Origin of the sequence: Pseudomonas arsenicoxydans (assembly GCF_900103875.1) — a bacterium.
Lineage (GTDB): Bacteria > Pseudomonadota > Gammaproteobacteria > Pseudomonadales > Pseudomonadaceae > Aquipseudomonas > Aquipseudomonas arsenicoxydans.
Map to the genome: position 1 here is coordinate 3,028,148 of NZ_LT629705.1, position 23,479 is coordinate 3,051,626.

Sequence of the window (23,479 nt, forward strand, 5' to 3'; positions counted from 1 at the left end):
ACTCCCATCGCGGGCAAGCCCGCTCCCACAAGGATATGCGTTTGTAGATATAGCACCGTCCCCCGTGGGAGCGGGCTTGCCCGCGATGGCTACAGAACAGCCACTTCAGATATCAAGCGGACACATCCTTCTGCGGCCCACCACCCGCCGTGATCACCTGCACACTCATCCGCGGTGTCGCCAGATCCATTCCCGCTTCATCCAGATGCCGCTTCAGCGACAAATTGAACGCCCGTGAAACTTCCCACTGCTTGATCGGCGCGGTCTTGAACCGGGCGCGAAGAATCGCGTTGCCGGACTCGAAACTCTCGACACCCTGAATCTCCAGTGGCGACCAGATGTTGCGGCGTTGCAGCGGGTCGGTGCGCATCTTCTGCCCGACTTCGCGCATCAGTTTGATCGCCTCGTCGATGTCCATGCTGGAGGGCACCGCGACCCGGAAGATCGCGTAGCCGAATTCCCGCGAATAGTTCTTGATGCTTTTGATTTCGCTGAACGGAATGGTATGGACGATGCCGTCGATGTCCCGCAGCCGCACGGTGCGGATGGTCAGGCCTTCGACGGTACCCAGGTGGCCGCCGACGTCCACGTAGTCGTCGATCGCCAAGGAGTCTTCGATGATGATGAACAGGCCAGTGATCAAGTCCGCGACCAGCGACTGCGCACCGAAACCGATGGCCAGGCCGATCACACCGGCACCGGCCAGCAGTGGCGTGACGTTCATGCCCATGTTCGCCAGCGCGACGATCAGCGCGATGATGAAAATCGCCACGAACAGTACGTTGCGGATCAGCGGCATCATGGTTTGTGCGCGCGCGTTGGCCAGGCCTTTGCGTGAGCGGGTGAGGGCGTGGTGCACGGCTGTATCACTGAGGATCCAGATCAGCCAGGCAAAGATCAGCGTGCCGGCGAGGCTGAACAGTTTGACGCTGACTTCATGGCCTTCGCCCTCGGTGAAGCCGATCAGCGACATGCCCCAGACGCGCAGGCCCAGCTCGATGAACGCTAGCCACACCACGAGATGGGCGAGGGTGTAGAAGAAGCTTTTCAGGCGCTCCGAATACAGCGCATGGCGTTTCACCCCGCGTTGCGGTTTCAGCGAATGGCGCCGTACCAGGCCGTTGATGACCATGCACAACACTAGCAGCACGGTGCAGATCAGCGACTGACGCAATGCGGTGCTGGTGTCGCCGGCCGAGACAAACGTAGCGAACAGCGAGATGGCCACCAACACCAGGGCCGGCACGTACCAGAAGGTGCCGAGAATATCGATGGTGTCGCTCAGTGCGCGGCGGGTCAGGCGTCGGGACAACGGCTGGTTGCGGATCAGGTGCGCGATGGGTCGACGAAAACGCAGGATGAACAGCCCGGTGGACAGCGCTGCCAGGATGTTGGCCACGGTGGCCGCGGTATGAGCCAGGTGAGCGCCGAGGCTGGTGACCAGGCGCGGATCGCTCAGCGCTTCACCGAAGGCCGCGAAACTGCCGATCAGCCACAACGGCCGAAACGCTTGATGCCGCAGAATGTACAAGGCGCGATGGCGGTGCGGGCCGTCGAGCACGGAGAAAGCGATGACACAGATGGCCGAGAAACAGGTGCCGACCACCAGTGCATACGCCAGCACCATAGCCAGGCTTTTGCCCAGAGACGAGGGCAGGGCGTAGCTCATGTAGACCGTGATGACCAAGGCAATCAGCCACGGCCCGAGTTTGCGCAGGGCGAAGCGCAACATGTCCAGGGCCTTGGGGTGTTGCGGCAGTTCTTCGGTCAGGCCGAAGCGCATGCGCACCCGGTGACCGACCCAGATCAGTGCGGCAGCCAGCAGGCTCCAGACCATCAGGATCATGGCGAAAGCGAAGATGATTGGTAGCCATTCATTGGCTGGCAGCATCAAGGCCATCAGCTCATCCTCGGCCAGGCCAAACTCCTCGGACCAACGCGTGAGCGGGCTGTCGGCCCCGGAAAACTGCTTTTCGAACGAGGCCAGCGTGCCGCCGATCAGGCCGAGAACGCCTTCCTCGGCAGCCGGCTGGGCTTTCTTGGTGACATCGCGCAGTTTCTTCAGGTCGGCCAGCAACTTTGTGCGTTGCTGATCGTTCTCCAGCGACTTGATGACTTCGTCCAGCGATTGTCCCAGCGGGGCCTGTGCCTCTGGCTGGGCCTTGGTTGAGCCACTGAGCAGGCTCGGCAAGCCAACCGCCTGGGCAGGTGCCATCGGCAGCAGCGTCATCAGGCAGACAAGGAAAAAACACGGCAGGGCGAAAAGACGAGCGAGCACTAGGCAGTCAACCTCGGGATGAACGGATCGACCGAGTGTACGAGCCCGTCAAAATCAATGCGAGTCAGGGGGAGGATTTATTCGTTGAGTTTGGCGAGGATCTTGAACACCACAGTGGCGAGGATCGTCAGCATGCCGATCCACATGGCGAATACGCCGGCGTTTTTATCGCGAAAGTTGAAGCCGATTGCCAACAGGATCATCCCGGCAAGGATGGGGATCAGCATGGCGTGAAACGAAGACAACGTGATCATGGGTGACTGCCTTGTCGTGCAAGATAATTTAAGTGTAGGAGCTTGTAGGAGCTGTCGAGTGAAACGAGGCTGCGATCTTTTGATCTTGATGTTAAAAAACAAAGTCAAAAGATCGCAGCCTCGTTTCACTCGACAGCTCCTACAGGCTCCTACTGGGTTACGGCAGCTCTTGGCAGGCGTAGAACGCGCTCAGCACTTTGACCAGGTGCGCCAGGTCGTGGCTGCCGCACAGTTCGCGGATCGAGTGCATGGCGAACGTCGGCAGGCCGATGTCCACAGTGCGTACGCCCAGGTGGCTGGCGGTGATCGGGCCGATGGTCGAGCCGCAGCCCATATCGCTGCGCACCACGAAGCTCTGCACCGGCACTTCTTCGGCCATGCACAGATGGCGGAAGAACCCGGCGGTTTCGCTGTTGGTGGCATAGCGCTGGTTGCTGTTGACCTTGATCACTGGGCCGGCGTTGAGTTTCGGGCCGTGGTTGGCGTCGTGCTTGTCGGCGTAGTTGGGGTGCACGCCGTGGGCATTGTCGGCCGAGACCAGCAGGGATTTCTGAATGGTGCGTACGAACTCGTCACCTTCGGGCAGCAGGCGACGCAGGGTTTGCTCGAGCATCGGGCCATCGGCACCGCACGCCGAGCAGGAGCCGACTTCTTCGTGATCGTTGCACACCAGTACGCAGGTTTCATCGGTCTCGGCGGTCAGCAAGGCTTGCAGGCCGGCATAGCACGACAGCAGGTTGTCCAGGCGCGCGCCGGCGATAAAGTCGCCATGCAGGCCGATGACGGCTGCGCTTTGGGTGTCGTAGAAGCTCAGCTCGTAGTCGAGCACCACGTCGGCATTCAAACCGTGCTCCAGCGCAAGCTGATTGGTCAGCACTGCGCGGAAGTCCACCCGCTCGTCACCGGCAAATTGCGCGAGGATCGGCGGCAGTTCGTTCTGTGCGTTGATCGCCCAGCCCATGTTGGCTTCACGATTGAGGTGGATCGCCAGGTTCGGGATCGTGGCGATCGGCGCCTTGAAATCGATCAGCTGGCTTTCAACCTTGCCGTCGCGGCGGAACGTCACGCGGCCAGCCAGGGACAGGTCGCGGTCAAACCACGGCGCCAGCAGCGCACCGCCATAGACTTCGACACCCAGCTGCCAGAAACCCTGGCGCTGCAGCTCCGGCTGAGGTTTGACCCGCAGGCATGGACTGTCGGTGTGGGCGCCCACCAGGCGAATTCCGCCATGCAGGGGCGAATGGCGTCCCATCTTGAACGCGACGATCGAGGAGTCGTTACGGGTGACGTAATAACGACCGTTGGCTTCGGTGGTCCACGGTTCACGCTCGTCCAGACGCACAAAACCCGCCGCTTCCAAGCGCTGGGCGAGGCTGGCGGTGGCGTGGAACGGGGTAGGGGAGGCCTTGAGGAAGTCGATCAGGCCTTGGTTCAACTCTTCGCGCATAAGAAGCTCCAGACAGCAGTGGCGCAAGTTTACCGTATTGAAAGCGCAAAGTGCGGCGACGCAGAACTTGTGGGAGCGGGCTTGCCCGCTCCCACAGGGTTATTGCTTGTGCTTAAAACGGTGCCGGGCACTCGAAGCGCAAGCGTTCACCGGTCTGGGGATGGGTGAAGCTGAGCATGCTGGCGTGCAGGCACAGTCTTGGCCAGGCAGCCAGGGCTTGTTCGTGGGCATAGAGGCCGTCGCCGAGCAGCGGGTGACCGATGGAGAGCATGTGCACGCGCAACTGGTGCGACCGGCCGGTGATCGGCGTCAACTCGACGCGGCACCAGTCGCCACAACGCTCCAGAACGCGCCAGAACGTCAGGGCGTGTTTGCCGAACTCGTGGTCGACGACATGGCGGGGCTTGGTCGGCGGATCGTAGCGCAAGGGCAGGTCGATGCTGCCGCTGTCCAGTTCCGGCTGGCCCCAGCACAGGGCGGTGTAGGCCTTTTCGGTTTCGCGGTCGTGAAACTGCCGAGACAGCTCGCGATGAGTGTCCGGGTCACGGGCCAACAAAATGATGCCCGACGTTTCCCAGTCCAGGCGATGGACGATTCGTGCTTCCGGGTAGCCGTTTTCTTGCAGGCGGGTAATCAGGCAGTCCTTGTTGTCATCGGCCCGGCCAGGGACAGAGAGCAACAGGGTCGGTTTATCCACCACCAGTACGGCGGTGTCCTGATGGATGATGCGAATGTTGGACAACGGCATTAAAACAGCCTCGTAACAAACGCCAACGGCGACTCAGGCCCCTTCTTGTCACAGAAGGGCCCTGAGCCGCCGTGGCTCCCGCTGGATCGACTAGCGATCAGGCAGGGTGATATTGAGTTCCAGGATCGAGCAGCTGCCCTGGTTTTCCAGAGCGACGTGCACGTCATCGGACCCGATATTGACGTACTTGCGGATCACTTCCACCAGTTCCTTCTGCAAGGCTGGCAGGTAGTCCGGCGTACTGCGTTGGCCGCGTTCATGCGCCACGATGATCTGTAGACGCTCTTTCGCTACCGACGCGGTGCTGACCTTTTTGCTGGCACGAAAGAAGTCAAAAAGATTCATTATCTACCTCCAAACAGGCGCTCGAAGAAGCCCTTCTTCGTCACATCGAGGAAACGATGCTCCACGGTTTTGCCCAGCAGACGATCGACCGCATCGCTGTACGCCTGACCGGCGTCGCTCTGGTCGTCGAGAATCACGGGCACGCCCGAGTTGGAAGCTTTGAGTACCGCTTGGGACTCCGGAATGACACCCAGCAGGGCGACCGCCAGGATTTCCTTGACGTCCTCGACGCCCAGCATTTCGCCATCGCTGACGCGTTGCGGGTTGTAGCGGGTCAGCAGCAAGTGTTCCTTGATCGGCTCTTCGCCGTTTTCGGCGCGACGGGATTTGCTGGCCAGCAGGCCCAGCATGCGGTCCGAGTCACGTACCGAGGACACTTCCGGGTTGGTCACGATAATCGCTTCATCAGCGAAGTACATGGCCAAGTGGGCGCCTTTCTCGATACCGGCCGGGGAGTCGCAGACCACGTATTCGAAGTCTTCCTTGAGCGCCATCAGGACTTTTTCCACGCCTTCGACGGTCAGCGCGTCTTTGTCGCGAGTCTGACTGGCGGCCAGCACGTAGAGGTTTTCCAGGCGTTTGTCTTTGATCAGGGCTTGCTGCAGGTTGGCTTCGCCGTTGACCACGTTGACGAAGTCATACACCACGCGACGCTCGCAACCCATGATCAGGTCGAGGTTACGCAGACCGACGTCGAAGTCGACGATAACTGTTTTGTGACCGCGCAGAGCGAGGCCGGTACCGATAGCGGCGCTGGTGGTGGTCTTACCCACACCACCCTTGCCGGATGTAACCACTAGAATCTTGGCCAAGGTGTTTCACCCCTAAGGAAAAAGGACATTTAGCCCCTGAAAAACATCTCTTGAAAAACTACTGCAGTCGGACAGCCTTGGCTGGAATCCGGTCCAGAACAGCGATAAACACTGCTTTTGGCCTTTTTCCTACTTCGTTTGAGCCGTTTTCGCTACGTTTTAGAGATGCTTGGAAAATGCGGCAGTATCCGTTAAAGCCGAATGATGTTCAACACATCGCCTGACAGGCTGACTTGCACGCCCGAACCCCATAAAGGGTCGCGGCGCAAATCTTCGGAAACCTTGTAGTGCCCGGCGATGGAGACCAGTTCAGCGCTCATTTGCTGACAGAAAATCCTGGCCTTGGTGTCACCTTTGACTCCGGCCAACACGCGACCGCGCATCGGGCCGTATACATGGATGTTGCCATCGGCGAGAAGTTCCGCACCCGGGCTGACCGACGAAATCACCACCAGATCGCAGCCCTGGGCATAAATCTGCTGGCCACCACGTACTGGCGACGTGATGACTTTTGTCGGTTTGATCGTCGGCTCAGGCGGCTTTTCCGGTTTTTTCTTCACCTGGCCTTCCAGTGGGTCCAGTGGACGCTCACGGGCTCCGGACGGCGGCAGCACCGGCAAATCGACGGCAATGGCGGCCGCGATGTCCTCGATGCGGCTGGCGCGGATCGCCAGGGTGCGCAGGCCATGCTGACGGCAAACGCGCATCAGCCCCGGCAGATCGACCGCGCCTTCGCTGGCCGGGAGTTTGTCCAGGGCCAGCACCAACGGCGCGTTGCTGAAGAAATTCGGCGCTTGCGCAACCTTGGCGGCCAGTTGCCGATCAAGGTTCTCGAGATCGTTGCGGGCCAGTTCCAGCACCGTAATGGCGAGCATGCTGCCCTTCAGCTGGAACACGGGATCTTGGTCTAGCGGTTCGGTTTGGCTCATGGTCGGCATACAACGGCTTGTCACTAAAAGTGCCGAGACTTATAACGAGAACGCCCGCAAGCCGCAAGCCGGGTCGAACGATGTAGAATGCGCGGCCATTGTCTTTCCGGAACCTTTAATGGATCGCCCGCGTTTTCGAAAAACATTTCTTATGCCGCGTTTCTGGCCGCTGTGGTGTGGCTTGGGGCTGTTGTGGCTGATTGATCAGTTGCCGTATCCGGTATTGTTATTTATCGGTCGCCTTCTCGGTGCATTGATGTATCGGGTGGCGGGCGACCGACGGCGCATTGCCAAACGCAATCTGGAGCTGTGTTTTCCTGAAAAGTCCGCTGCCGAGCGCAAGCGCCTGCTCAAGGAAAACTTTGCCTCCACCGGCATCGCCTTCTTTGAGATGGCCATGAGCTGGTGGTGGTCGCGCCAGCGTCTGGCGAAGCTGGCCCATGTCGAAGGGCTGGAGCATCTGACAAAGGCACACAGTGAAGGCAAGGGCGTGATCCTGATGGCGGTGCATTTCACCACGCTGGAAATCGGCGCGGCGCTGCTGGGGCAGCAGCACACCATCGACGGCATGTACCGCGAACACAAGAATCCGCTGTTCGACTACATCCAGCGCCGTGGCCGCGAGCGCCACAACCTTGATTCGCTGGCGGTGGAACGCGACGACGTGCGTGGCATGCTCAAGCTGCTGCGGTCGGGTCGGGCGATCTGGTACGCACCGGACCAGGACTATGGCGCCAAGCAAAGCATTTTCGTACCGTTCTTCGGGATCCAGGCGGCGACCGTCACCGCCACCAGCAAATTTGCGCGATTGGGCAAGGCACTTGTCGTGCCGTTCACCCAGCGCCGCCTGGCCGATGGCAGCGGTTATCGACTGGTGATCCATGCACCGCTCGAAGGGTTTCCCGGCGAGACCGAAGAGGCCGATTGCATTCGTATCAACCAGTGGGTCGAAGGTGCGTTGCGCGAATGTCCGGAGCAATATCTCTGGGCCCATCGGCGCTTCAAGAGCCGTCCGCCGGGCGAACCGAAGCTGTATAAAAAACGCGGTTGAGTCACCGATTCCTTTAAGCGCCATGGAGTGTTGCGATGAGTCCTGCTGAACCGGTTACAGGGTTGATTCTTTCCGGCGGTGGGGCTCGGGCGGCTTATCAGGTGGGCGTGCTGGCGGCGATTGCCGAGATACTGCCGATGGGTGCGGCGAATCCGTTTCCGGTGATCGTCGGCACCTCGGCCGGGGCGATCAATGCGGTCAGCCTGGCCAGCGGGGCGATGGATTTTCGGGGGGCGATCGAGCGCCTGACCGCTTTCTGGCAGGGCTTTCGCAGTCATCTGGTGCTGCGCAGTGACTGGCCCGGCGTGATCAGCCAGGCCACCCGGTTTGTCAGCCACAGTTTGCTGGGGCTCGGGGCGCCGGTGCCGGTGGCGTTGCTCAACAGTTCGCCGCTGCGTCGTTTGCTCAACGACAAACTGCACATGAGCGGCATCGCCGAGTCCATCGCGCAAAAGCAGTTGCACGCGGTCGCAGTCACGGCGTTCGGTTACGAGTCCGGACAGGCCGTCACGTTCTATCAGGGCGGCGGGACCATCGACGCCTGGTTGCGTCATCGGCGCATCGGCATTCCAACCCAACTCAGCGTCGAACACTTGCTGGCCAGCTCAGCGATTCCGCTGTTGTTCGCGCCAGTAAAAATCGGCGAAGAGTATTTCGGCGATGGTGCGGTTCGCCAATCCGCACCGATCAGTCCAGCGCTGCACCTGGGCGCGAGCCGAGTGCTGGTGGTGGGCGTCAGCGGCAACCCTCGCGGTGTTGACCCGCAGCAGCCGCTGCAACGGGCTTACACGGGACAGCAGCCGTCCCTGGCGCAAATCGGTGCGCACATGCTCAACAGTACGTTCATTGACAGCCTGGAAAGTGACATCGAGTTGCTGCAGCGTCTGAATCAGTTCAGTCACCTGATGCCCGATGGCACGCCGACCCGTGCGTTGGGTGTAGCGCCGGTGGATGTGTTGGTGATTTCGCCGAGTCAGCCAATCGACGAGATTGCAGCGCGGCATCGGCAGGAGCTGCCGGCGGCGTTACGTCTGTTTCTGCGCGGTCCGGGGGCAACCAAGACCAGCGGGGCGGGGGTGTTGAGTTATTTGCTGTTCGAGGCGGGGTATTGCAGCGAATTGATCGACCTGGGGCGCCGGGATGCGTTGGCCAAGCGCGAGGAGCTGTGCCGGTTTCTCGGGTTGGCGGAGCCTGTGGTTTCGGCTTGAGATTGGCGGTGCGGCTATCGCGAGCAAGCTCGCTCCCACAGGTTTGGTGTCGTTCTCCGATGATGGGTCGACACAAAACCTGTGGGAGCGAGGCTTGCCCGCGATGGCGTCCTTGCGGACGCAGCCGGATCAGAAGTGGAACTTCACCAGGAAGCTCGTCACGTTCTGATTGGTGGTGAATGCACGGCTATCGTCGATCCCGTACTTGTCTTTCCAGTAGTCGTACTCAACACCGACATACAACTGCTTCGCACCGAAATTCAGCGCTTTGCCCAAGTCGTATTTGACCTGTGGGTTGAAGTGCAGGTTGGCGTGGTATTCGCCTTTGTTATTGACGTCGTTGTCCACCACCCAGTCCATGTAACCATCGATCAGGATGCTCGAATCGCCGACCGGAATGGTGTAGGACCACACGGGCGTGACCTGCCAGACGTTGTCGCCCGGGCGCGAACCGTCGGTGTGGCGCTGGTAGAAGTTCAGCTGGAAGTAGTCGAACCCGGGAATCGCCAGGTCGAAACCTGGGCCGATCAGGTAAGACTCGACATCGCCTTCACCGAACTCGTACGTCATGGCCAGCAATACGTCTTTGATCGGGCCGAATTCGATCTTCTGGTCGAGTACTTTACCCAGGGAAATACGTGGCTGGAATTCACCGTAGTAGGTATTCGAGCCGACGTTGTGGTCCGCGGCACCGTTGTAGAAGATCTTGTCGACGAAGAAGAAGTTATCCCCGTATTTCCACGCGTCGGCATGCTCGAAGGTGACGGTTTGCTGAATGGCCGGGTTGACCTTGAAGTCCTTGCCATACAAGTAGGTCAGGCTGTTGTTCTGCCATTGCAGCAAGCCGCCGGCCATTGCCTGGCCCCCGGCCAGTAACGAGCCCGCGAGCATCAGGCTGGTGCACGTACGTTTCATTCGGTTGCTCCCAAAAAGTAGGTGGTTCCACGTTATTTTTCTAAGGTCGGCGCTCTGGTGTGGCGCCTTTTTCTGTCGCTGTAAAAAATTATCCATACGGTCAGCTTTAGTGCTGTTAGCAAGAGCTGCGCCAAGGCTTTCAATAAGCAAAAAAACTCCCGCTCGGCTGCTCAGGAACAGTCGATTGAGAGGGTTTTGGAGGGCCTTGGTACCGTCCAGAGCCGGGATAAGTTGGCGTTCTGGTCAGGAATTAAATCCGGGCTTTTTTTTAACGCGGATTCAGGCGGCCGCGGAGAATACTGACTCCTTGGCCAGGTCTCAAGTGCCCCGCAACAGCGCACCGACGACAGGTTTGGCGCACGGTAGCGGGCCATCTTAAAAGTGCACCTTCACCAGCAGGCTGGTGGTGTTTTCGCGGGTGCTCAGGTTCGTGCTGTTGTCGACGGCAATGGCCTGACTGACGACGAGAAGGTCGCCGCCCAGCAAGATGTTTGTCTGTGTCCGAATCATCTGTTGCTTCCTCTTGTTTTTATTGTTTGAGGCGCAGGCAGTCACCCCTGTGGGAGCGAGCAGGCTCGCTGCCACAGGGTTTCGTGTTTTCCGGTTAATGCGGGTGAGCGGCGCAGTCGTTGATGGCCGCGCGTTCTTTGCCACCGAGGATGTTGAACAGCAGGTTCAGCGACAGCGCACTCAAGGTCGCCATGGCGATTCCGCTGTGCGTGATCGGACTCATCCACAACGGCAGGTGGGCGAAGAATTCCGGTCGCACCACCGGAATCAGTCCCATGCCGATGCTCACCGCCACCAGCAACTGGTTGCGACGGTCACCGATGTCGGCTTCCTGAAGGATCTTGATGCCGGTGGCGGCGACCATGCCGAACATCGCAATCGCTGCGCCGCCCAACACCGCTGGCGGAATCGACGCCACCAGAAACGCCGCTTTGGGCAGCAGGCTCAACACCACCAGCAAGCCACCGGCAACGATGGTCACCGAGCGGCAGCGCACGCCGGTCATCTGCACCAGGCCAATGTTCTGCGCGAAAGAGGAGTGGGTGAAGGTGTTGAAGAAACCGGCGAAGAACGAGGCGCCGGCATCGCACAGCAAGCCGCGCCGCAGCATGCGTGGGCAAACTTCCTGGCCGGTGATCTTGCCCAGCGCAAGGAACATCCCGGTGGACTCGACGAAGATGATCACGACCACCAGGCACATGGACAGGATCGGTGCGAGTTCAAATTTTGGCATGCCGAAGTGCAACGGGGTGACGATCTGCAGCCATGGCGCCTGGGCCATGCCACTCAGGTCGACCATGCCGATCAGCCCGCATATCACGTAGCCGAGGCACATGCCGATCAGCACGGAAATGTTGACCCAGAATCCGCGCATGAAGCGGTGTACCAACAAAATGGTGGCCAGCACCAACGCGGCAATGGCCAGGTAAACCGGTGAGCCGAATTGAGCCGCGCCAGCGCCGCCACCGGCCCAGTTAACGGCCACGGGGAACAGCGACAAACCGATCGAGGTGATCACGGTGCCCGTCACCAGGGGCGGGAAGAAACGCACGACTTTGGACATGAAGGGCGCGATGATCATGCCGAAGAAACCGGCGGCGATGGTCGCTCCGAAGATCCCTTGCAGACCGATGCCCGGCATGCCGGCCATGGCAACCATGCTGCCCACCGCGGCGAAACTGGCGCCCATCATCACCGGCATGCGAATGCCCATCGGGCCGATGCCCAGCGACTGCACGATGGTGGCGATCCCGGCTACCAGCAGGTCGGCGTTGATCAGGAAGGCGATTTCTTCACGGTTCAGGCCGGCGGCCTGTCCGATGATCAGAGGCACTGCGATGGCGCCGCCGTACATCAGCAGAACGTGTTGCAGGCCAACCAGAATCAGTTGCAAAAGGGGCAATCGCTGAATAGCGGGTGCGTCGGGGATGCGCGCTTCGGATAGCTCGGACATGCAACACCTCGGATCTTTTTATTCTTGTGATTTGTGCATCAGGTAGACCGCAGCGCGGCCAATCGCGGGCAAGCCCGCTCCCACAGGGATCACCTGAATCCTGTGTGAGCTGGCTTGCCTGCGATGCTTTTCAACGGTTAGTTGGTTGAAGCTCCCTGAACAATCCACGCACCGATGAGGTCACGTTCCTGCTGGGTCATCTGGGTGATGTTGCCCAGTGGCATGATCTGGCTGGTAACGGCTTGCGCCTGGATGCGTGCTGCGTTCTGGCGGATCTGCTCGGGGGTGTCGAACATCACGCCGGCCGGTGCGGCACTGAACAGCGGGCTGGTCGGTTTGGCCGAGTGGCATACCGCGCAACGTTCCTGAATCACGCTGTGCACCTTGTCGAACGCAGGACCCTGGTTCGACGCCTGGGCCGGTGCGGCAGCCGGAGCTGCAGGTTTCGCGGCTTCAGGTTTGGCACCACCACCGAGGGCGGTTTCCGGCAGCGGCTGGTACTCGATGGTGCCAGGCGCCTTGGCCACTTCAGGAGCGCTGGACATCGGCGCCGGGCCTGTCACGTAAGCCAGGCAGATCATGCCGACCGCTGCCACCGGCAACGTCCAGGCAAACTTGTGGCTGTCATGACGGGTGTTGAAGTAGTGACGCACCAACACCGCCAGCACCGCGATCCCGGCCAGGATCAGCCAGTTGTATTGGCTGCCGTAAGTGCTCGGGAAGTGGTTGCTGATCATGATGAACAGCACGGGCAAGGTGAAGTAGTTGTTGTGCCGCGAACGCAACAGGCCTTTGGCCGGCAGCGCCGGATCGGGCGTGCGGTTCTCGGCAATCGCTGCCACCAGTGCGCGTTGCGCCGGCATGATGATCCGGAACACGTTGCCGACCATGATGGTGCCGATGATCGCGCCGACGTGCAGATAAGCACCACGACCGCTGAACACTTTGCTGAAGCCGTAAGCGGCGCCAATGATCAGCACGAACAGGATTGCACCGAGCAGGGCAGGGCGTTTGCCCAGGGCCGAGTCGCAGAGGAAGGAGTAGCTGAACCAGCCGATGAACAGCGAGCCAATACCAATGGCCACGCCTTCAGGACCGCTCAGGGTGCTGCCGGGTGCCAGCAGGTATAGCGTCGGGTTGGAGTAGAACACCACACACAGCAGCGCGATGCCTGACATCCAGGTGAAGTAGGCTTCCCATTTGAACCAGTGCAGGTTGTCCGGCATGGTCGGTGGGGCCAGTTTGTATTTTTCCAGGTGATAGATACCGCCGCCGTGGATCGCCCACAAATCACCGGCCAGACCGCTTTTCGGGTTGACCCGATTGAGGTTGTTTTCCAGCCAGACGAAATAGAACGACGCACCGATCCAGGCCACGCCAGTAATCATGTGAACCCAGCGCACGCTCAGGTTCAGCCATTCCAACAGATGTGCTTCCACAGTCTTTACCTCTCGCCCGTCACTCTGTTGTCGAGTGTTCGGACCTTCTCTTATTGGTGGGGGGCAAGGATCAAACGCTCATCCTCTTTGAAAAAATGCTCATCGCAGTTATTGCCTGTGCCACTGCGATCAACCACCAGGAAGTCATCCCGCTTTTCGATCGTCAGCACCGGATGGTGCCAAACGCCGCGATGGTAATTAATGCCCTGCCTGCCGTTGGTGACGAAGGCGCGGACCAAGCCTGATACAGGTTCATCGCCAAGTGGCGCGACCACGATCAGAAAGGGGTTGCCGAGCAGCGGAATGAAGGCCTGGCTGCCCAGCGGGTGACGCTCCAGCATGCTGACGGTCAGCGGCATGTCCTGCGCGTCGGCGCGGAAGATGCTGATGATCGCCTTATCGTCTGGCGTGGCGGTTTCCACCGTCGCCAGTTTGTGAAAGCGCATGGTCGAACCGTTGTTGATCATGAAGTGATCGCTGCCGTCGGTTTCGATCACGTCACCGAAAGGGGCGAAGGCTTCTTTGGTCAGCGGTTCAATCGTCAGTGTGCGCATGCTGGTCTTCTTTTCCAAATTCGTTTTCGGTTCACATCGCTCGCGCGTCTTGCGCGATCCCTGTAGGAGCTGCCGCAGGCTGCGATCTTTTGCTTTTGAAGATCAAAAGATCGCAGGCTTCGCCAGCTCCTACAGGGGTTGGCGTTCGGTCGTTATTTAGCGACCTTGCCCAATACACGCAGGCGACTCACACCACCGTCCGGGAACACGTTCAGGCGGATGTGGGTGATCGGGCCCAGGGCTTTGATCTGCTCGGCGAAGGTGTGTTCGGCGTGCATTTCCAGTTTCTGCGCCGGCAGCAATTCGCGCCAGAACAGCGATTGGGTTTCGATCTGGCTGTCGGTGCCGCCCTTCACGAACGCGCCCTGGATCGAGCAGGTGTCCGGGTAGTTGCCTTTGAAGTGCAAGGTGTCGACGATGACTTTTTCGATCTCGCCGGCATGACCCAGTGCGACGATCACCCAGTCATTGCCCGGGGTGCGACGACGTGCAGTTTCCCAGCCGTCGCCCATGTTGATGCCACGGCCCGGGTTGAGGATGTTGCTCATGCGACCGAAGTGTTCGTCGGAGCAGGCGAGGGCGCGGCCACCGTTGAGGGCAGCGGCGAGGTCGACTTGTTCGTTGTCGCCGACAGAAGACCAGTCGCGGAACGGAATGCCGTAGACACGCAGACGGGCCACGCCACCATCCGGGTAGATGTTGAAGCGCAAGTGGCTGAAGGCCTGGTCATTGCTGATTTCGTGGTAGTGGTGGCTGTTGCCTTGCAGCTCGACAGCGGAAAGCACTTCAGTCCACTGGGTGTTGTCGTCCGGTTCGCCCGAGGCCAGGAAGCACGCTTCCAGGGAGGCCGACGGCGGGAAGTTGCCGGTGAAGAATGAAGTGTCGATGTCCACGCCTTTGATCGAACCTGGTACGCCCAGGCGGATCACGGCGCTGTCGTAGCCTTCAAAGCGCTTGCGGCGCGATTCCCAGCCGTCCATCCACTTGCCGTTGTCATCGAACACGCCTTCTTTCCACACAGCCGGAGTCGGCTGGAACAGGCGGTTGGCATCAGCGAACCAGTCATCGGTGACCGAAATGATTTTGGTGCCCAGGCGGGCGTCGGCCAGGTTGACGAACTTCTCGAAAGGTACGGCGTAAGCTTTCATTCTTCTTGTCTGCCTTTAATAAGTTGGCTTGGGATGCTTGCGAGGCCCTGGGTGTTTCTTCGCGTTTAAGAACACTCGGACCAGGCTCGCTTATAGGGTCAGTAATCGGAACAGGGCGATCTTGTTGATCTCAGCCAGCGCACATTTGAATTCGGTATCTGCCGAGTTGTGAATGCGCGTTTCGAACGCCGCGAGGATCTGATGCCGGTTGCTGCCTTTTACCGCCATGATGAAGGGAAACTTGAACTTGGCCTTGTAGGCGTCGTTCAGCTCGGTGAAGCGAGAAAACTCTTCGGCCGTGCATTGGTGAATACCGGCGCCGGCCTGTTCATTGGTGCTGGCTTCGGTCAGTTGGCCCTGGACGGCGGCTTTGCCGGCCAGGTCCGGGTGAGCGTTGATCAGGGCCAGTTGGCTTTCGTGATCGGCGCTCAACAGGATGTCGCTCATGCGCTGGTGCAGGGTTTCGATCTCGTCGATCGAGGCGTCCTGGCCCAGGTCGAAAGCCTTTTCGGCCACCCATGGCGAATGTTCGTAGATGTCGGCGAAGGCTTTGACGAACGCGTCGCGGCTCAGGGTCGAGGGTTTCAGTGTTTGAAAGGTGCTCATTGGGCAGCCCCTTGGTACGGGTGGGTTTCGTGCCAGTGGCGCGCGATGTCGACACGGCGGCTGAACCACACCTGTTCATGACTTTTAGCGTATTCGATAAAGCGCTTGAGCGACGCCAGGCGCGCCGGACGGCCGATCAGGCGGCAGTGCAGGCCGATCGACAACATCTTCGGCGCTTCGGCGCCTTCGGCGTACAGCACGTCGAACGCGTCTTTGAGGTATTCAAAGAAATCGTCGCCCTTATTGAAACCCTGGACCTGGGTGAAGCGCATGTCGTTGGTGTCCAGGGTGTACGGGATCACCAGGTGCGGCTTGCCGGTCGGGTTGTTGGGTTCCCAGTAGGGCAGGTCGTCGTCGTAGGTGTCGCAGTCGTAGAGGAAACCGCCTTCTTCCATCACCAGTCGACGAGTGTTCGGACCGGTGCGGCCGGTGTACCAGCCCAGCGGCCGCTCGCCGGTGAGTTCGGTGAGGATGCGGATCGCTTCGAGCATGTGCTCGCGTTCCTGCGCTTCGTCCATGTATTGGTAGTCGATCCAGCGATAGCCGTGGCTGCAGATCTCGTGGCCGGCATCGACCATCGCGCGGATCACCTCCGGGTGGCGCTGGGCGGCCATGGCCACGGCGAAGATGGTCATCGGAATGTCGAATTCCTTGAACAGTTTCAGAATCCGCCAGACGCCGGCACGGCTGCCATACTCGTACAAGGATTCCATGCTCATGTTGCGCGCGCCTTGCAGCGGCTGGGCCGAAACCATTTCCGAGAGGAAGGCTTCAGACTCTTTGTCGCCGTGCAGGATGTTGCGCTCGCCGCCTTCCTCGTAATTGAGTACGAACGACAAGGCGATGCGGGCATTGCCCGGCCAGTGGGGGTGAGGAGGGTTACTGCCGTAACCGATCAGGTCGCGTGGGTAGTCAGCGCTCACTGCAGTCTTCCTTCTTATTCGTGACGACGTGTTCAAGGTCAGGGTGGTGTGGCGGCCTGGCGATGAGATGACAGGCTGGCGTCACAGCGATGGACTGATTGTATACAACTTTATATTCACTTTGTAAGCCTGATTTTTTGCATTTTTGATGAACTGTCATCTTCTCATGCTACTGCAAGAAACTTGCCCAGTTGGTCAGGTAATGGATGGGAGGTCCGCTGAGAGCATGGTTTTGCTTCAGATTCACTTTGAAATCGCCAATGGCGGGACTGGCTGCAAAAATGTCGTTTTTATTGTGTACAATTTTTTTGAAAAGTGTCTTAATCAGTCGCTCGCCGCAACGTTTCGTGCTCCGAATCGGTGCGGTCTCCTTTTCAACTGACTTCGGGAGGCGCGAGGCCTGACTGCTCTTTGCAGACGGGCGCGCAGAATCAATGGGACGTTTGACTACACACGTTTTGGACGCTGCACACGGTTGCCCGGGCAGCTCGATCAAGGTCGAGTTGTACCGCGTTGAAGGCTCGCAGCTGGAATTGGTTGCCAGCGCAATCACCAACAGAGACGGCCGTGTCGATGCACCGTTGCTGCAAGGCGATGACTACCGTTCCGGGGTCTATCAGGTTCAGTTTCATGCGGGCGATTACTACCGCGCCCGTGGCGTTCAGCTCCCGGAGCCGGCGTTCCTGGATGTGGTGGTGCTGCGTTTTGGCATCTCTGCCGAACAGGATCACTACCACGTACCGCTGCTGATTTCGCCGTACAGCTATTCCACGTACCGCGGCAGCTGATCCCCCAAGCAGCTGCCTCAACCTGGAAGCGACTGCGCATATAGCTTCTTTGGTCTTTCGCCCGCTCACACTGCGGGCTTTTTTTTGCCTGTTGGAAAGTCAAAAGATCGCAGCCTCGTTGCACTCGACAGCTCCTACAAGGGCATGCGTCTGCGTGTAGGAGCTGTCGAGTGCAACGAGGCTGCGATCTTTTGCTCTTATCGACTCAACAACGACGCAGCCCCCGCACCACTGAACAACCCGGCACTGACCCGGTTGAACCAGCTCTGGCCCTTGCCACTGCGCAGATACCGAGCCGCACCATGAGCGCCTAGTCCGTAAGCCAATTTGCACAGCAGATCGAGCACGGTCCAGGTCGCAATCATCACCAGCAACTGCGGCAGGAACGGCTGCCCGGCATTCAAAAACTGTGGAAGGAAAGCGGCGAAGAACAGGATGTCTTTCGGGTTGCTCGCGCCTAGCACGAACGCGCGCCCGAACAGTGCGCGAAAGCGTGGCAGTGGCGCAGCCTGGGGCACTTGAGCGCCCACCGATGGCTGGCGCGATTGCTGCCAGCTCTGCCAGGCGAGGTAGAACAGGTACAACGCGCCGACGATTTTCAGGGCGCTGAACAACTGTTCCGACGCCAACAACAGCGCGCCCAGCCCCAACGCCGAAGCACTGAGCAAGCAGATCGAGGCAATCACGCCCCCCAGAAACGCCGGATATGAACGACGCAAGCCGTAATTCAGGCTGTTGCTGATCATCAGCAAGGACAGGGGACCCGGGATCAGGATCACCACCAGCGCAGCGCCACTGAACAGCAGCCAGGTTTCCAGACTCATCACTTTCCTCCATTTGTGCAAAAGCCCCACCCGACGGGGTGAGGCTGTTTTGAATCCTGTTTTTGAATCGTATGCGGCTTACAAGAAAACGAACTTGGCGATGAAGATCGCGCACAGCACCCACAGACTGACGGAAATTTCCTTGTGCTTACCGGTGAACGCCTTGAGCACCACGTAAGTGATAAAGCCCAGTGCGATACCGTCGGCGACCGAGAAGGTCAGCGGCATCATGATCGCGGTGACGATCGCCGGAATGCTGTCCGTCGCTTCGTCCCATTCGATGTGCTTCATGCCGCCCATCATCAGCATCGCCACATAAATCAGCGCACCGGCGGTTGCGTAAGCGGGAATCATGCCAGCCAGCGGTGCGAAAAACATCGCCGCAATAAATAGCACACCTACGGTCACTGCGGTAAGACCAGTCCGACCACCAGCGGCTACACCAGCGGCACTTTCCACGTAGCTGGTGACTGGCGGCACACCGACCATTGCCCCGAAAACACTGGACGCGCTGTCGGCTTTCATGGCGCGGGAGAGGTTTTCGATCCGGCCGTCAGCGTTCACCAGGTTGGCGCGCTGGGCGACGCCCATCAAGGTGCCGGCGGTGTCGAACATGTGCACGAAGAGGAACGCCAGCACCACACTGATCATGCTGACGTTGAACACGCCGGCAATGTTCATGGCCATCCAGGTGGGCGCCAGGCTCGGCGGCGCCGACATGATGCCTTCGTAGTGGACGAGGCCCAGGCCCCAGCCCGCGAGGGTCACAGTGATGATGCTGATGAGGATCGCACCGAAGACTTTGTGGTAGCTGAGCACGGCGATCATCAGAAAGCAGATGGCGGCGAGCAGCGGGCCGGGTTCGCGCAGGGAGCCGAGCTTGATCAAGGTAGCCGGGCTATCGACGACGATGCCGGAGGTTTTCAGGCCGATCAACCCGAGAAACAGACCCACGCCGGCACCCATGGCGAAGCGCAGGCTCACCGGGATGCTGTTGAGCAGCCATTCGCGAATCCGCGAAAAGGTCAGGATCATGAACAACACACCGGAAACGAACACCGCACCGAGGGCGGTTTCCCAGTTGTAGCCCATGGTGCCGACAACGGTGTAGGTGAAGAAAGCGTTCAAGCCCATGCCCGGCGCCAGGCCGACGGGCCAGTTGGCGTACAGGCCCATCAGCAGGCAGCCCAATGCCGCGGCGATGCAAGTCGCGACGAACGCGGCGCCATGATCGATCCCCGCGTCAGCCATGATGTTGGGGTTGACGAAGATGATGTAGGCCATGGTGATGAAGGTTGTCAGACCGGCAATCAGCTCGGTCTTCACCGTGGTGCCATGCAAGGTGAGTTTGAAGATGCGCTCCAGCCAGCCATTGCGTAACGGCGGCGAGAGTTCCAGCGTCGGGGCTTCGGATTTGCGGCTTTCCACAGCGAGTACTCCTCAAGAGTTTTATTGTTATTTCCAGGGCCGGACCCATGAGGGTGGCGGCGGCCCTTTGAGGCACTTGCGAATTTGTTGACCGGTTGGTCAGGAACTCGCACGAAGTGGATTATGCTTTTGTATACAAATAAAGCAAATAATGTTTTTGATCTTGTAGACGAAAAGTTTGGCGATAGGGATATATCGCCTGAAAGGAGGCCTTCGCGAGCAGTTGATGCAAATCCTGCAGGCAGTCAGCTCAGTCCGCGAGCGCTTGGGTTTGCCCCAACGCCAGGTTCACCGCCAACCAACCGTCCACCGCCGCTTCCCCGGTCTCGGCAAACACCCGCTCGAGCAATTTCACCTGCTCGCGTCGCAGCGACTGTTCGAATCGCGCGCCATCCTCGGTCAATTCGAGCAGCCGCTTACGCTTGTCGGTCTCGGACGAGACGCTGTTCACCAGATGCATTTCCACCAACTGACGCAGTGGCATGTTCAGCGCCTGCTTGGTCACTCCGAGCAAGGCCAGCAACTCCTTGACGCTCAGGTTCGGGTAGCGGGCGATAAAAAACACAATGCGTTGGTGCACCCGGCTCAAGCCGCGGCGCTCAAGCATTTCGTCAGCCTTTGCAGTGAACGCCTGGTAGCCGAAGAAAAACGCTTCCATGGCTTGTTGCTGGGCGCCGGGGTTTTTAAGGTCAAGCATGTTGACGTTTCCGTTGGAGTTGTCGTAATTTCGGTCAACCAGTTTGACTCATTTTCCTCAGGCCTCGCTACCGGTGACTCCCATGGCTTTTTCCGAACGTATCTCGCGCCTTAAAAGTTCTTTGATCCGAGAAATCCTCGCCGCCGCCCAGCGCCCGGAAGTGATGTCGTTCGCTGGCGGTTTGCCGGCCGAAGCCATGCTGCCAAAAGTCGAGTGGGCCGACATGCCGCTGTCGATGGGCCAATACGGCATGAGTGAGGGCGAGCCGGCGCTGCGTGAAGCCTTGGCGGCCGAGGCGCGGGCGCTGGGCGTACCGTGCTTAGCGAGTCAGGTCCTGGTGGTCAGCGGATCCCAGCAAACCCTCGATCTGGCGGCCAAGTTGTACATCGATAAAGGCACCGAAATCTTGCTGGAAGCGCCGACCTATCTGGCGGCGTTGCAGATTTTCCAGTTGTTCGGCGCGGACTGCATCACCGTGCCCCTGGAGGCGGATGGCCCTGACCTGGAGCAATTGCGTGCCCGTCTGGAAAAACATCGTCCGGCGTTTATCTATCTGATCCCGACGTTCCAGAATCCGTCGGCGGTGCGCTACAGCGAAGCCAAGCGTGATGCGGTGGCGGCGTTGCTGGATGAATTCGGCGTGACCTTGATCGAAGACGAGCCATACCGTGAGTTGACCTTCGATGGCGGCAGTGCGATGCCGATTGTCAGTCGCCTGAAAAAGAGCAGCTGGATATACACCGGCACGGTGTCGAAGACCCTATTGCCAGGCTTGCGAGTCGGTTACCTGATTGCCAGCCCGGACCTGTTCCCGCACTTGTTGAAACTCAAGCAGTCGGCGGATCTGCACACCAATCGCGTGGGGCAGTGGCAAGCGTTGCAATGGATTGGCACTGAGAAATTCGACCACCATTTGCGCGAGTTGCGAGATTTCTATCGGGTGCGTCGGGATGCTTTCCAGTGTTCGCTGGAAACGCATTTTGCTGATCTGGCGGACTGGAACGTGCCGCAGGGCGGGCTGTTTTTCTGGCTGACGCTCAAACAACCGATGGACACCCGGACATTGCTCAAGCCTGCGCTGGCGGCGGATGTCGCGTTCATGCCGGGCGAACCGTTCTTTCCCGATCCGGACAACAATCCTGGGCACCTGCGGCTCAACTTCAGCCACATCGACCCGGCGCGGCTGGACGAAGGGCTCAGTCGATTGGCAGCGGTGATACGCCAGGCCTACGCGGCGAAAGCGGCATGAGGGGAGGGTAGAAACAAATAAACCGGCCCATGGGCCGGTTTATTTTTGTCTGGGACTTGCGGTGTCTGTGCGGGCCTCATCGCGGGCAAGCCCGCTCCCACAGGGATCAGTGTTGAATATCGATTTCCCACACCCCACAAATCCACTGTGGGAGCGGGCTTGCCCGCGATGGCGTCAGTTCAAACAACCCCAATAAATCAGGCCGCAGCAAATCGCTTATCCAGATAATCAATAATCACCTTGGACTCATACATCCAGGTGGTCTGCCCATTCTCTTCAATGCGCAGGCACGGCACTTTGATCTTGCCGCCTTGTTGCAGCAAGGTCTGGCGATCCTGTTCATTGTTTTTCGCATCACGCAACGCCACCGGCACGTTCAGGCGGCGCAAGGTGCGGCGGGTTTTCACGCAGAACGGGCAGGCGTGAAACTGATACAGCGTCAGGGTCTTGGCCGCCGTGTTGACCTGGGCCTGAACCTCGGCAGGACGTTGTTTCTTGCCTGGACGGGTGATGAAGTCGATGAAGATGATCAGTTGGCCAAGGCCGACACGAAGCGCTTTTACGAACACGGTATAAGCCTCACAGGGGCAAGCAGAAGGCGCGCAGCTTACCTGATTTTCACGGGCGAAAAAAAACCGGCGATGAATGCCGGTTTTCTTCGCGCTGCGGGTTACTTGATCAGGCTGAGAAACTCGCTGCGGGTCGCCGCGTTTTCGCGGAACTCACCCAGCATCACCGAGGTGATCATCGACGAGTTCTGTTTCTCCACACCGCGCATCATCATGCACATGTGCTTGGCCTCGATCACCACCGCAACGCCCAAGGCGCCGGTGACTTGCTGGACCGCATCGGCGATCTGGCGGCTGAGGTTTTCCTGGATCTGCAGGCGGCGGGCGTACATATCGACGATCCGCGCGACTTTCGACAGGCCCAGCACTTTGCCGCTCGGAATGTAGGCGACGTGAGCCTTGCCGATGAACGGCAACAGGTGGTGTTCGCACAACGAGTAGAGCTCGATGTCCTTGACCAGCACCATTTCGCTGTTATCGGAGCTGAACAAGGCACCGTTGGTGACTTCTTCCAGTGTCTGTTCATAGCCGCGGCAGAGGTACTGCATGGCTTTGGCGGCACGCTTTGGCGTGTCGAGCAGGCCCTCGCGGGAGACGTCCTCGCCCAATTGGCCGAGAATCGCGGTGTAATTCTGTTCCAGGGACATGAAACTACCTGTGGGGATTTTCGCAAAGGGCAAGGGTACGGTGGCGGACACGGCGCTGCAAGCGTGAAGCGACAGCTTTACTCGTCGCGGCCTTCCATCATGGTTCGTTTGAGCATCACATAAACGGCGCCGGCGCCACCGTGCTTGGGTTGGCACGAGGTGAAACCGAGCACTTGGGAATGCTGGCGCAGCCAGGTGTTGACGTGACTTTTGATCATCGGCCGCTTGCCGTCCAGGCGCACGGCTTTACCGTGGGTGACGCGCACACAGCGGATTTCGAATTTGGTCGCTTCGGCCAGAAACGCCCAGAGGGTTTCCCGGGCCTTTTCCACGGTCATGCCATGCAGGTCCAGGCTGCCTTCGAACGGAATCTGTCCGATCTTGAGCTTGCGCATCTGGCTTTCCTGAACGCCGTCGCGCGCCCACATCAACTCGTCTTCCGGGCCGACGTCGATGACGAACTGATCGGACAAGCCATCAACCGTGGTGGCGTCGGTGCGAACGGTCGCGGCCTGGCGCAACTTGGCGATTTGCGCGCGGTCGGCCTTGGGTTTGCCGGTGTCGGCGCGATCGTGCTTGATCGGCTTGACGCCTTGGATCGCACTTTTGAACAGGGAAAAATCGTCGTCTTGCATGTCAGCCTCCGCGAAGGGCGGC

General features: G+C 59.5%; 25 protein-coding genes. 4 read left to right on the forward strand and 21 right to left on the reverse strand.

Annotated elements, in window-relative coordinates; genetic code table 11:
* Nucleotides 1-112: 112 nt before the first annotated feature.
* The 7 genes from BLQ41_RS14120 to minC form a co-directional block, all read right to left on the reverse strand.
* The gene (locus BLQ41_RS14120) at nt 113-2,278 is read right to left on the reverse strand and encodes a mechanosensitive ion channel family protein (RefSeq protein WP_090181766.1); all 2,166 of its coding nucleotides are present in this window, start codon (nt 2,276-2,278) and stop codon (nt 113-115) included.
* A gap of 77 nt (nt 2,279-2,355) precedes the next feature.
* Nucleotides 2,356-2,532, reverse strand: a complete 177-nt coding sequence (locus BLQ41_RS30680) for a hypothetical protein (RefSeq protein WP_167360485.1) — start codon at nt 2,530-2,532, stop codon at nt 2,356-2,358.
* Between the two features lie 157 nt (nt 2,533-2,689).
* On the reverse strand, nt 2,690-3,979 hold the full coding sequence (locus tag BLQ41_RS14125; RefSeq protein WP_090181768.1) for a M18 family aminopeptidase: 1,290 nt from the start codon (nt 3,977-3,979) through the stop codon (nt 2,690-2,692).
* A gap of 112 nt (nt 3,980-4,091) precedes the next feature.
* A complete protein-coding gene (locus tag BLQ41_RS14130; protein ID WP_090181770.1) occupies nt 4,092-4,727 on the reverse strand; it encodes an RluA family pseudouridine synthase in 636 nt (211 codons plus the stop codon).
* 90 nt (nt 4,728-4,817) lie between these two features.
* Nucleotides 4,818-5,072 carry a cell division topological specificity factor MinE gene (gene minE, locus BLQ41_RS14135; protein ID WP_007898843.1) on the reverse strand — a complete coding sequence of 85 codons (255 nt, stop codon included), beginning with the start codon at nt 5,070-5,072 and terminating at the stop codon, nt 4,818-4,820.
* On the reverse strand, nt 5,072-5,884 hold the full coding sequence (gene minD / locus BLQ41_RS14140; protein WP_090181772.1) for a septum site-determining protein MinD: 813 nt from the start codon (nt 5,882-5,884) through the stop codon (nt 5,072-5,074). Before minD ends, minE begins: the two co-directional genes overlap by 1 nt.
* A 191-nt stretch (nt 5,885-6,075) precedes the next feature.
* Nucleotides 6,076-6,813 carry a septum site-determining protein MinC gene (gene minC, locus BLQ41_RS14145; protein WP_090188538.1) on the reverse strand — a complete coding sequence of 246 codons (738 nt, stop codon included), beginning with the start codon at nt 6,811-6,813 and terminating at the stop codon, nt 6,076-6,078.
* Between the two features lie 118 nt (nt 6,814-6,931).
* On the opposite strand from minC, the gene BLQ41_RS14150 reads away from it, so the two are divergent.
* Nucleotides 6,932-7,864, forward strand: coding sequence for a lipid A biosynthesis lauroyl acyltransferase (locus BLQ41_RS14150; RefSeq protein ID WP_090181774.1), 933 nt, complete (start codon nt 6,932-6,934; stop codon nt 7,862-7,864).
* A 35-nt stretch (nt 7,865-7,899) separates the two neighbouring features.
* Complete coding sequence (locus BLQ41_RS14155; RefSeq protein WP_090181776.1) at nt 7,900-9,072, forward strand: patatin-like phospholipase family protein; 1,173 nt, start codon at nt 7,900-7,902, stop codon at nt 9,070-9,072.
* A gap of 129 nt (nt 9,073-9,201) precedes the next feature.
* Here BLQ41_RS14155 and BLQ41_RS14160 read toward each other — a convergent pair whose 3' ends face one another.
* The 8 genes from BLQ41_RS14160 to puuE form a co-directional block, all read right to left on the reverse strand.
* Nucleotides 9,202-9,987, reverse strand: a complete 786-nt coding sequence (locus BLQ41_RS14160; RefSeq protein WP_090181777.1) for an outer membrane protein OmpK — start codon at nt 9,985-9,987, stop codon at nt 9,202-9,204.
* A 375-nt stretch (nt 9,988-10,362) separates the two neighbouring features.
* On the reverse strand, nt 10,363-10,497 hold the full coding sequence (locus tag BLQ41_RS31130; protein WP_269458087.1) for a hypothetical protein: 135 nt from the start codon (nt 10,495-10,497) through the stop codon (nt 10,363-10,365).
* A 94-nt stretch (nt 10,498-10,591) separates the two neighbouring features.
* Nucleotides 10,592-11,950 (reverse strand): nucleobase:cation symporter-2 family protein, encoded by a 1,359-nt coding sequence (locus BLQ41_RS14170; RefSeq protein WP_090181781.1) that lies wholly within the window; start codon nt 11,948-11,950, stop codon nt 10,592-10,594.
* 137 nt (nt 11,951-12,087) lie between these two features.
* Complete coding sequence (locus BLQ41_RS14175) at nt 12,088-13,389, reverse strand: urate hydroxylase PuuD (RefSeq protein ID WP_090181782.1); 1,302 nt, start codon at nt 13,387-13,389, stop codon at nt 12,088-12,090.
* Between the two features lie 50 nt (nt 13,390-13,439).
* Nucleotides 13,440-13,943 carry an ureidoglycolate lyase gene (locus tag BLQ41_RS14180; RefSeq protein WP_090181784.1) on the reverse strand — a complete coding sequence of 168 codons (504 nt, stop codon included), beginning with the start codon at nt 13,941-13,943 and terminating at the stop codon, nt 13,440-13,442.
* Nucleotides 13,944-14,095: 152 nt separating this feature from the next.
* Entirely contained in the window at nt 14,096-15,091 is a 996-nt protein-coding gene (alc, locus tag BLQ41_RS14185) for an allantoicase (protein WP_090181786.1), read from the reverse strand.
* A gap of 90 nt (nt 15,092-15,181) precedes the next feature.
* Nucleotides 15,182-15,697 (reverse strand): 2-oxo-4-hydroxy-4-carboxy-5-ureidoimidazoline decarboxylase, encoded by a 516-nt coding sequence (uraD, locus tag BLQ41_RS14190; RefSeq protein WP_090181787.1) that lies wholly within the window; start codon nt 15,695-15,697, stop codon nt 15,182-15,184.
* Nucleotides 15,694-16,620, reverse strand: a complete 927-nt coding sequence (puuE, locus tag BLQ41_RS14195) for an allantoinase PuuE (protein ID WP_090181789.1) — start codon at nt 16,618-16,620, stop codon at nt 15,694-15,696. Before puuE ends, uraD begins: the two co-directional genes overlap by 4 nt.
* 434 nt (nt 16,621-17,054) lie before the next feature.
* Here puuE and uraH point away from each other — a divergent pair, with 434 nt between their 5' ends.
* Nucleotides 17,055-17,408, forward strand: a complete 354-nt coding sequence (gene uraH / locus BLQ41_RS14205; RefSeq protein ID WP_090181792.1) for a hydroxyisourate hydrolase — start codon at nt 17,055-17,057, stop codon at nt 17,406-17,408.
* Between the two features lie 197 nt (nt 17,409-17,605).
* Here the strand turns inward: uraH and BLQ41_RS14210 are convergent, their stop codons facing one another.
* The 3 genes from BLQ41_RS14210 to BLQ41_RS14220 form a co-directional block, all read right to left on the reverse strand.
* Complete coding sequence (locus BLQ41_RS14210; RefSeq protein WP_090181793.1) at nt 17,606-18,232, reverse strand: LysE family translocator; 627 nt, start codon at nt 18,230-18,232, stop codon at nt 17,606-17,608.
* A gap of 78 nt (nt 18,233-18,310) precedes the next feature.
* The gene (locus tag BLQ41_RS14215; RefSeq protein ID WP_090181795.1) at nt 18,311-19,660 is read right to left on the reverse strand and encodes an NCS2 family permease; all 1,350 of its coding nucleotides are present in this window, start codon (nt 19,658-19,660) and stop codon (nt 18,311-18,313) included.
* Between the two features lie 250 nt (nt 19,661-19,910).
* Nucleotides 19,911-20,357 carry a MarR family winged helix-turn-helix transcriptional regulator gene (locus BLQ41_RS14220; RefSeq protein WP_090181796.1) on the reverse strand — a complete coding sequence of 149 codons (447 nt, stop codon included), beginning with the start codon at nt 20,355-20,357 and terminating at the stop codon, nt 19,911-19,913.
* 82 nt (nt 20,358-20,439) lie between these two features.
* Between BLQ41_RS14220 and BLQ41_RS14225 the strand changes: the two genes are divergently transcribed.
* Nucleotides 20,440-21,606 (forward strand): aminotransferase-like domain-containing protein, encoded by a 1,167-nt coding sequence (locus BLQ41_RS14225; RefSeq protein WP_090181798.1) that lies wholly within the window; start codon nt 20,440-20,442, stop codon nt 21,604-21,606.
* Between the two features lie 197 nt (nt 21,607-21,803).
* On the opposite strand, the gene BLQ41_RS14230 is transcribed toward BLQ41_RS14225, so the two are convergent.
* The 3 genes from BLQ41_RS14230 to BLQ41_RS14240 form a co-directional block, all read right to left on the reverse strand.
* A complete protein-coding gene (locus tag BLQ41_RS14230) occupies nt 21,804-22,175 on the reverse strand; it encodes a glutathione S-transferase N-terminal domain-containing protein (RefSeq protein WP_090181799.1) in 372 nt (123 codons plus the stop codon).
* Between the two features lie 101 nt (nt 22,176-22,276).
* Nucleotides 22,277-22,822: a GTP cyclohydrolase I FolE gene (gene folE / locus BLQ41_RS14235; protein WP_003204506.1), complete on the reverse strand. Its 546-nt coding sequence runs from the start codon at nt 22,820-22,822 to the stop codon at nt 22,277-22,279.
* 77 nt (nt 22,823-22,899) lie between these two features.
* The gene (locus BLQ41_RS14240; protein WP_090181801.1) at nt 22,900-23,457 is read right to left on the reverse strand and encodes a Smr/MutS family protein; all 558 of its coding nucleotides are present in this window, start codon (nt 23,455-23,457) and stop codon (nt 22,900-22,902) included.
* Nucleotides 23,458-23,479: the final 22 nt, after the last annotated feature.

Bases quoted from the DNA above. Each gene is read 5' to 3' on its own strand.
- BLQ41_RS30680 (WP_167360485.1), bottom strand. From the start codon at position 2,532: ATGATCACGTTGTCTTCGTTTCACGCCATGCTGATCCCCATCCTTGCC.
- BLQ41_RS14125 (WP_090181768.1), bottom strand. From the start codon at position 3,979: ATGCGCGAAGAGTTGAACCAAGGCCTGATCGACTTCCTCAAGGCCTCC.
- BLQ41_RS14130 (WP_090181770.1), bottom strand. From the start codon at position 4,727: ATGCCGTTGTCCAACATTCGCATCATCCATCAGGACACCGCCGTACTG.
- minE (WP_007898843.1), bottom strand. From the start codon at position 5,072: ATGAATCTTTTTGACTTCTTTCGTGCCAGCAAAAAGGTCAGCACCGCG.
- minC (WP_090188538.1), bottom strand. From the start codon at position 6,813: ATGAGCCAAACCGAACCGCTAGACCAAGATCCCGTGTTCCAGCTGAAG.
- BLQ41_RS14150 (WP_090181774.1), top strand. From the start codon at position 6,932: ATGGATCGCCCGCGTTTTCGAAAAACATTTCTTATGCCGCGTTTCTGG.
- BLQ41_RS14155 (WP_090181776.1), top strand. From the start codon at position 7,900: ATGAGTCCTGCTGAACCGGTTACAGGGTTGATTCTTTCCGGCGGTGGG.
- BLQ41_RS14160 (WP_090181777.1), bottom strand. From the start codon at position 9,987: ATGAAACGTACGTGCACCAGCCTGATGCTCGCGGGCTCGTTACTGGCC.
- BLQ41_RS31130 (WP_269458087.1), bottom strand. From the start codon at position 10,497: ATGATTCGGACACAGACAAACATCTTGCTGGGCGGCGACCTTCTCGTC.
- BLQ41_RS14170 (WP_090181781.1), bottom strand. From the start codon at position 11,950: ATGTCCGAGCTATCCGAAGCGCGCATCCCCGACGCACCCGCTATTCAG.
- BLQ41_RS14180 (WP_090181784.1), bottom strand. From the start codon at position 13,943: ATGCGCACACTGACGATTGAACCGCTGACCAAAGAAGCCTTCGCCCCT.
- alc (WP_090181786.1), bottom strand. From the start codon at position 15,091: ATGAAAGCTTACGCCGTACCTTTCGAGAAGTTCGTCAACCTGGCCGAC.
- uraD (WP_090181787.1), bottom strand. From the start codon at position 15,697: ATGAGCACCTTTCAAACACTGAAACCCTCGACCCTGAGCCGCGACGCG.
- uraH (WP_090181792.1), top strand. From the start codon at position 17,055: ATGGGACGTTTGACTACACACGTTTTGGACGCTGCACACGGTTGCCCG.
- BLQ41_RS14210 (WP_090181793.1), bottom strand. From the start codon at position 18,232: ATGAGTCTGGAAACCTGGCTGCTGTTCAGTGGCGCTGCGCTGGTGGTG.
- BLQ41_RS14220 (WP_090181796.1), bottom strand. From the start codon at position 20,357: ATGCTTGACCTTAAAAACCCCGGCGCCCAGCAACAAGCCATGGAAGCG.
- BLQ41_RS14225 (WP_090181798.1), top strand. From the start codon at position 20,440: ATGGCTTTTTCCGAACGTATCTCGCGCCTTAAAAGTTCTTTGATCCGA.
- folE (WP_003204506.1), bottom strand. From the start codon at position 22,822: ATGTCCCTGGAACAGAATTACACCGCGATTCTCGGCCAATTGGGCGAG.
- BLQ41_RS14240 (WP_090181801.1), bottom strand. From the start codon at position 23,457: ATGCAAGACGACGATTTTTCCCTGTTCAAAAGTGCGATCCAAGGCGTC.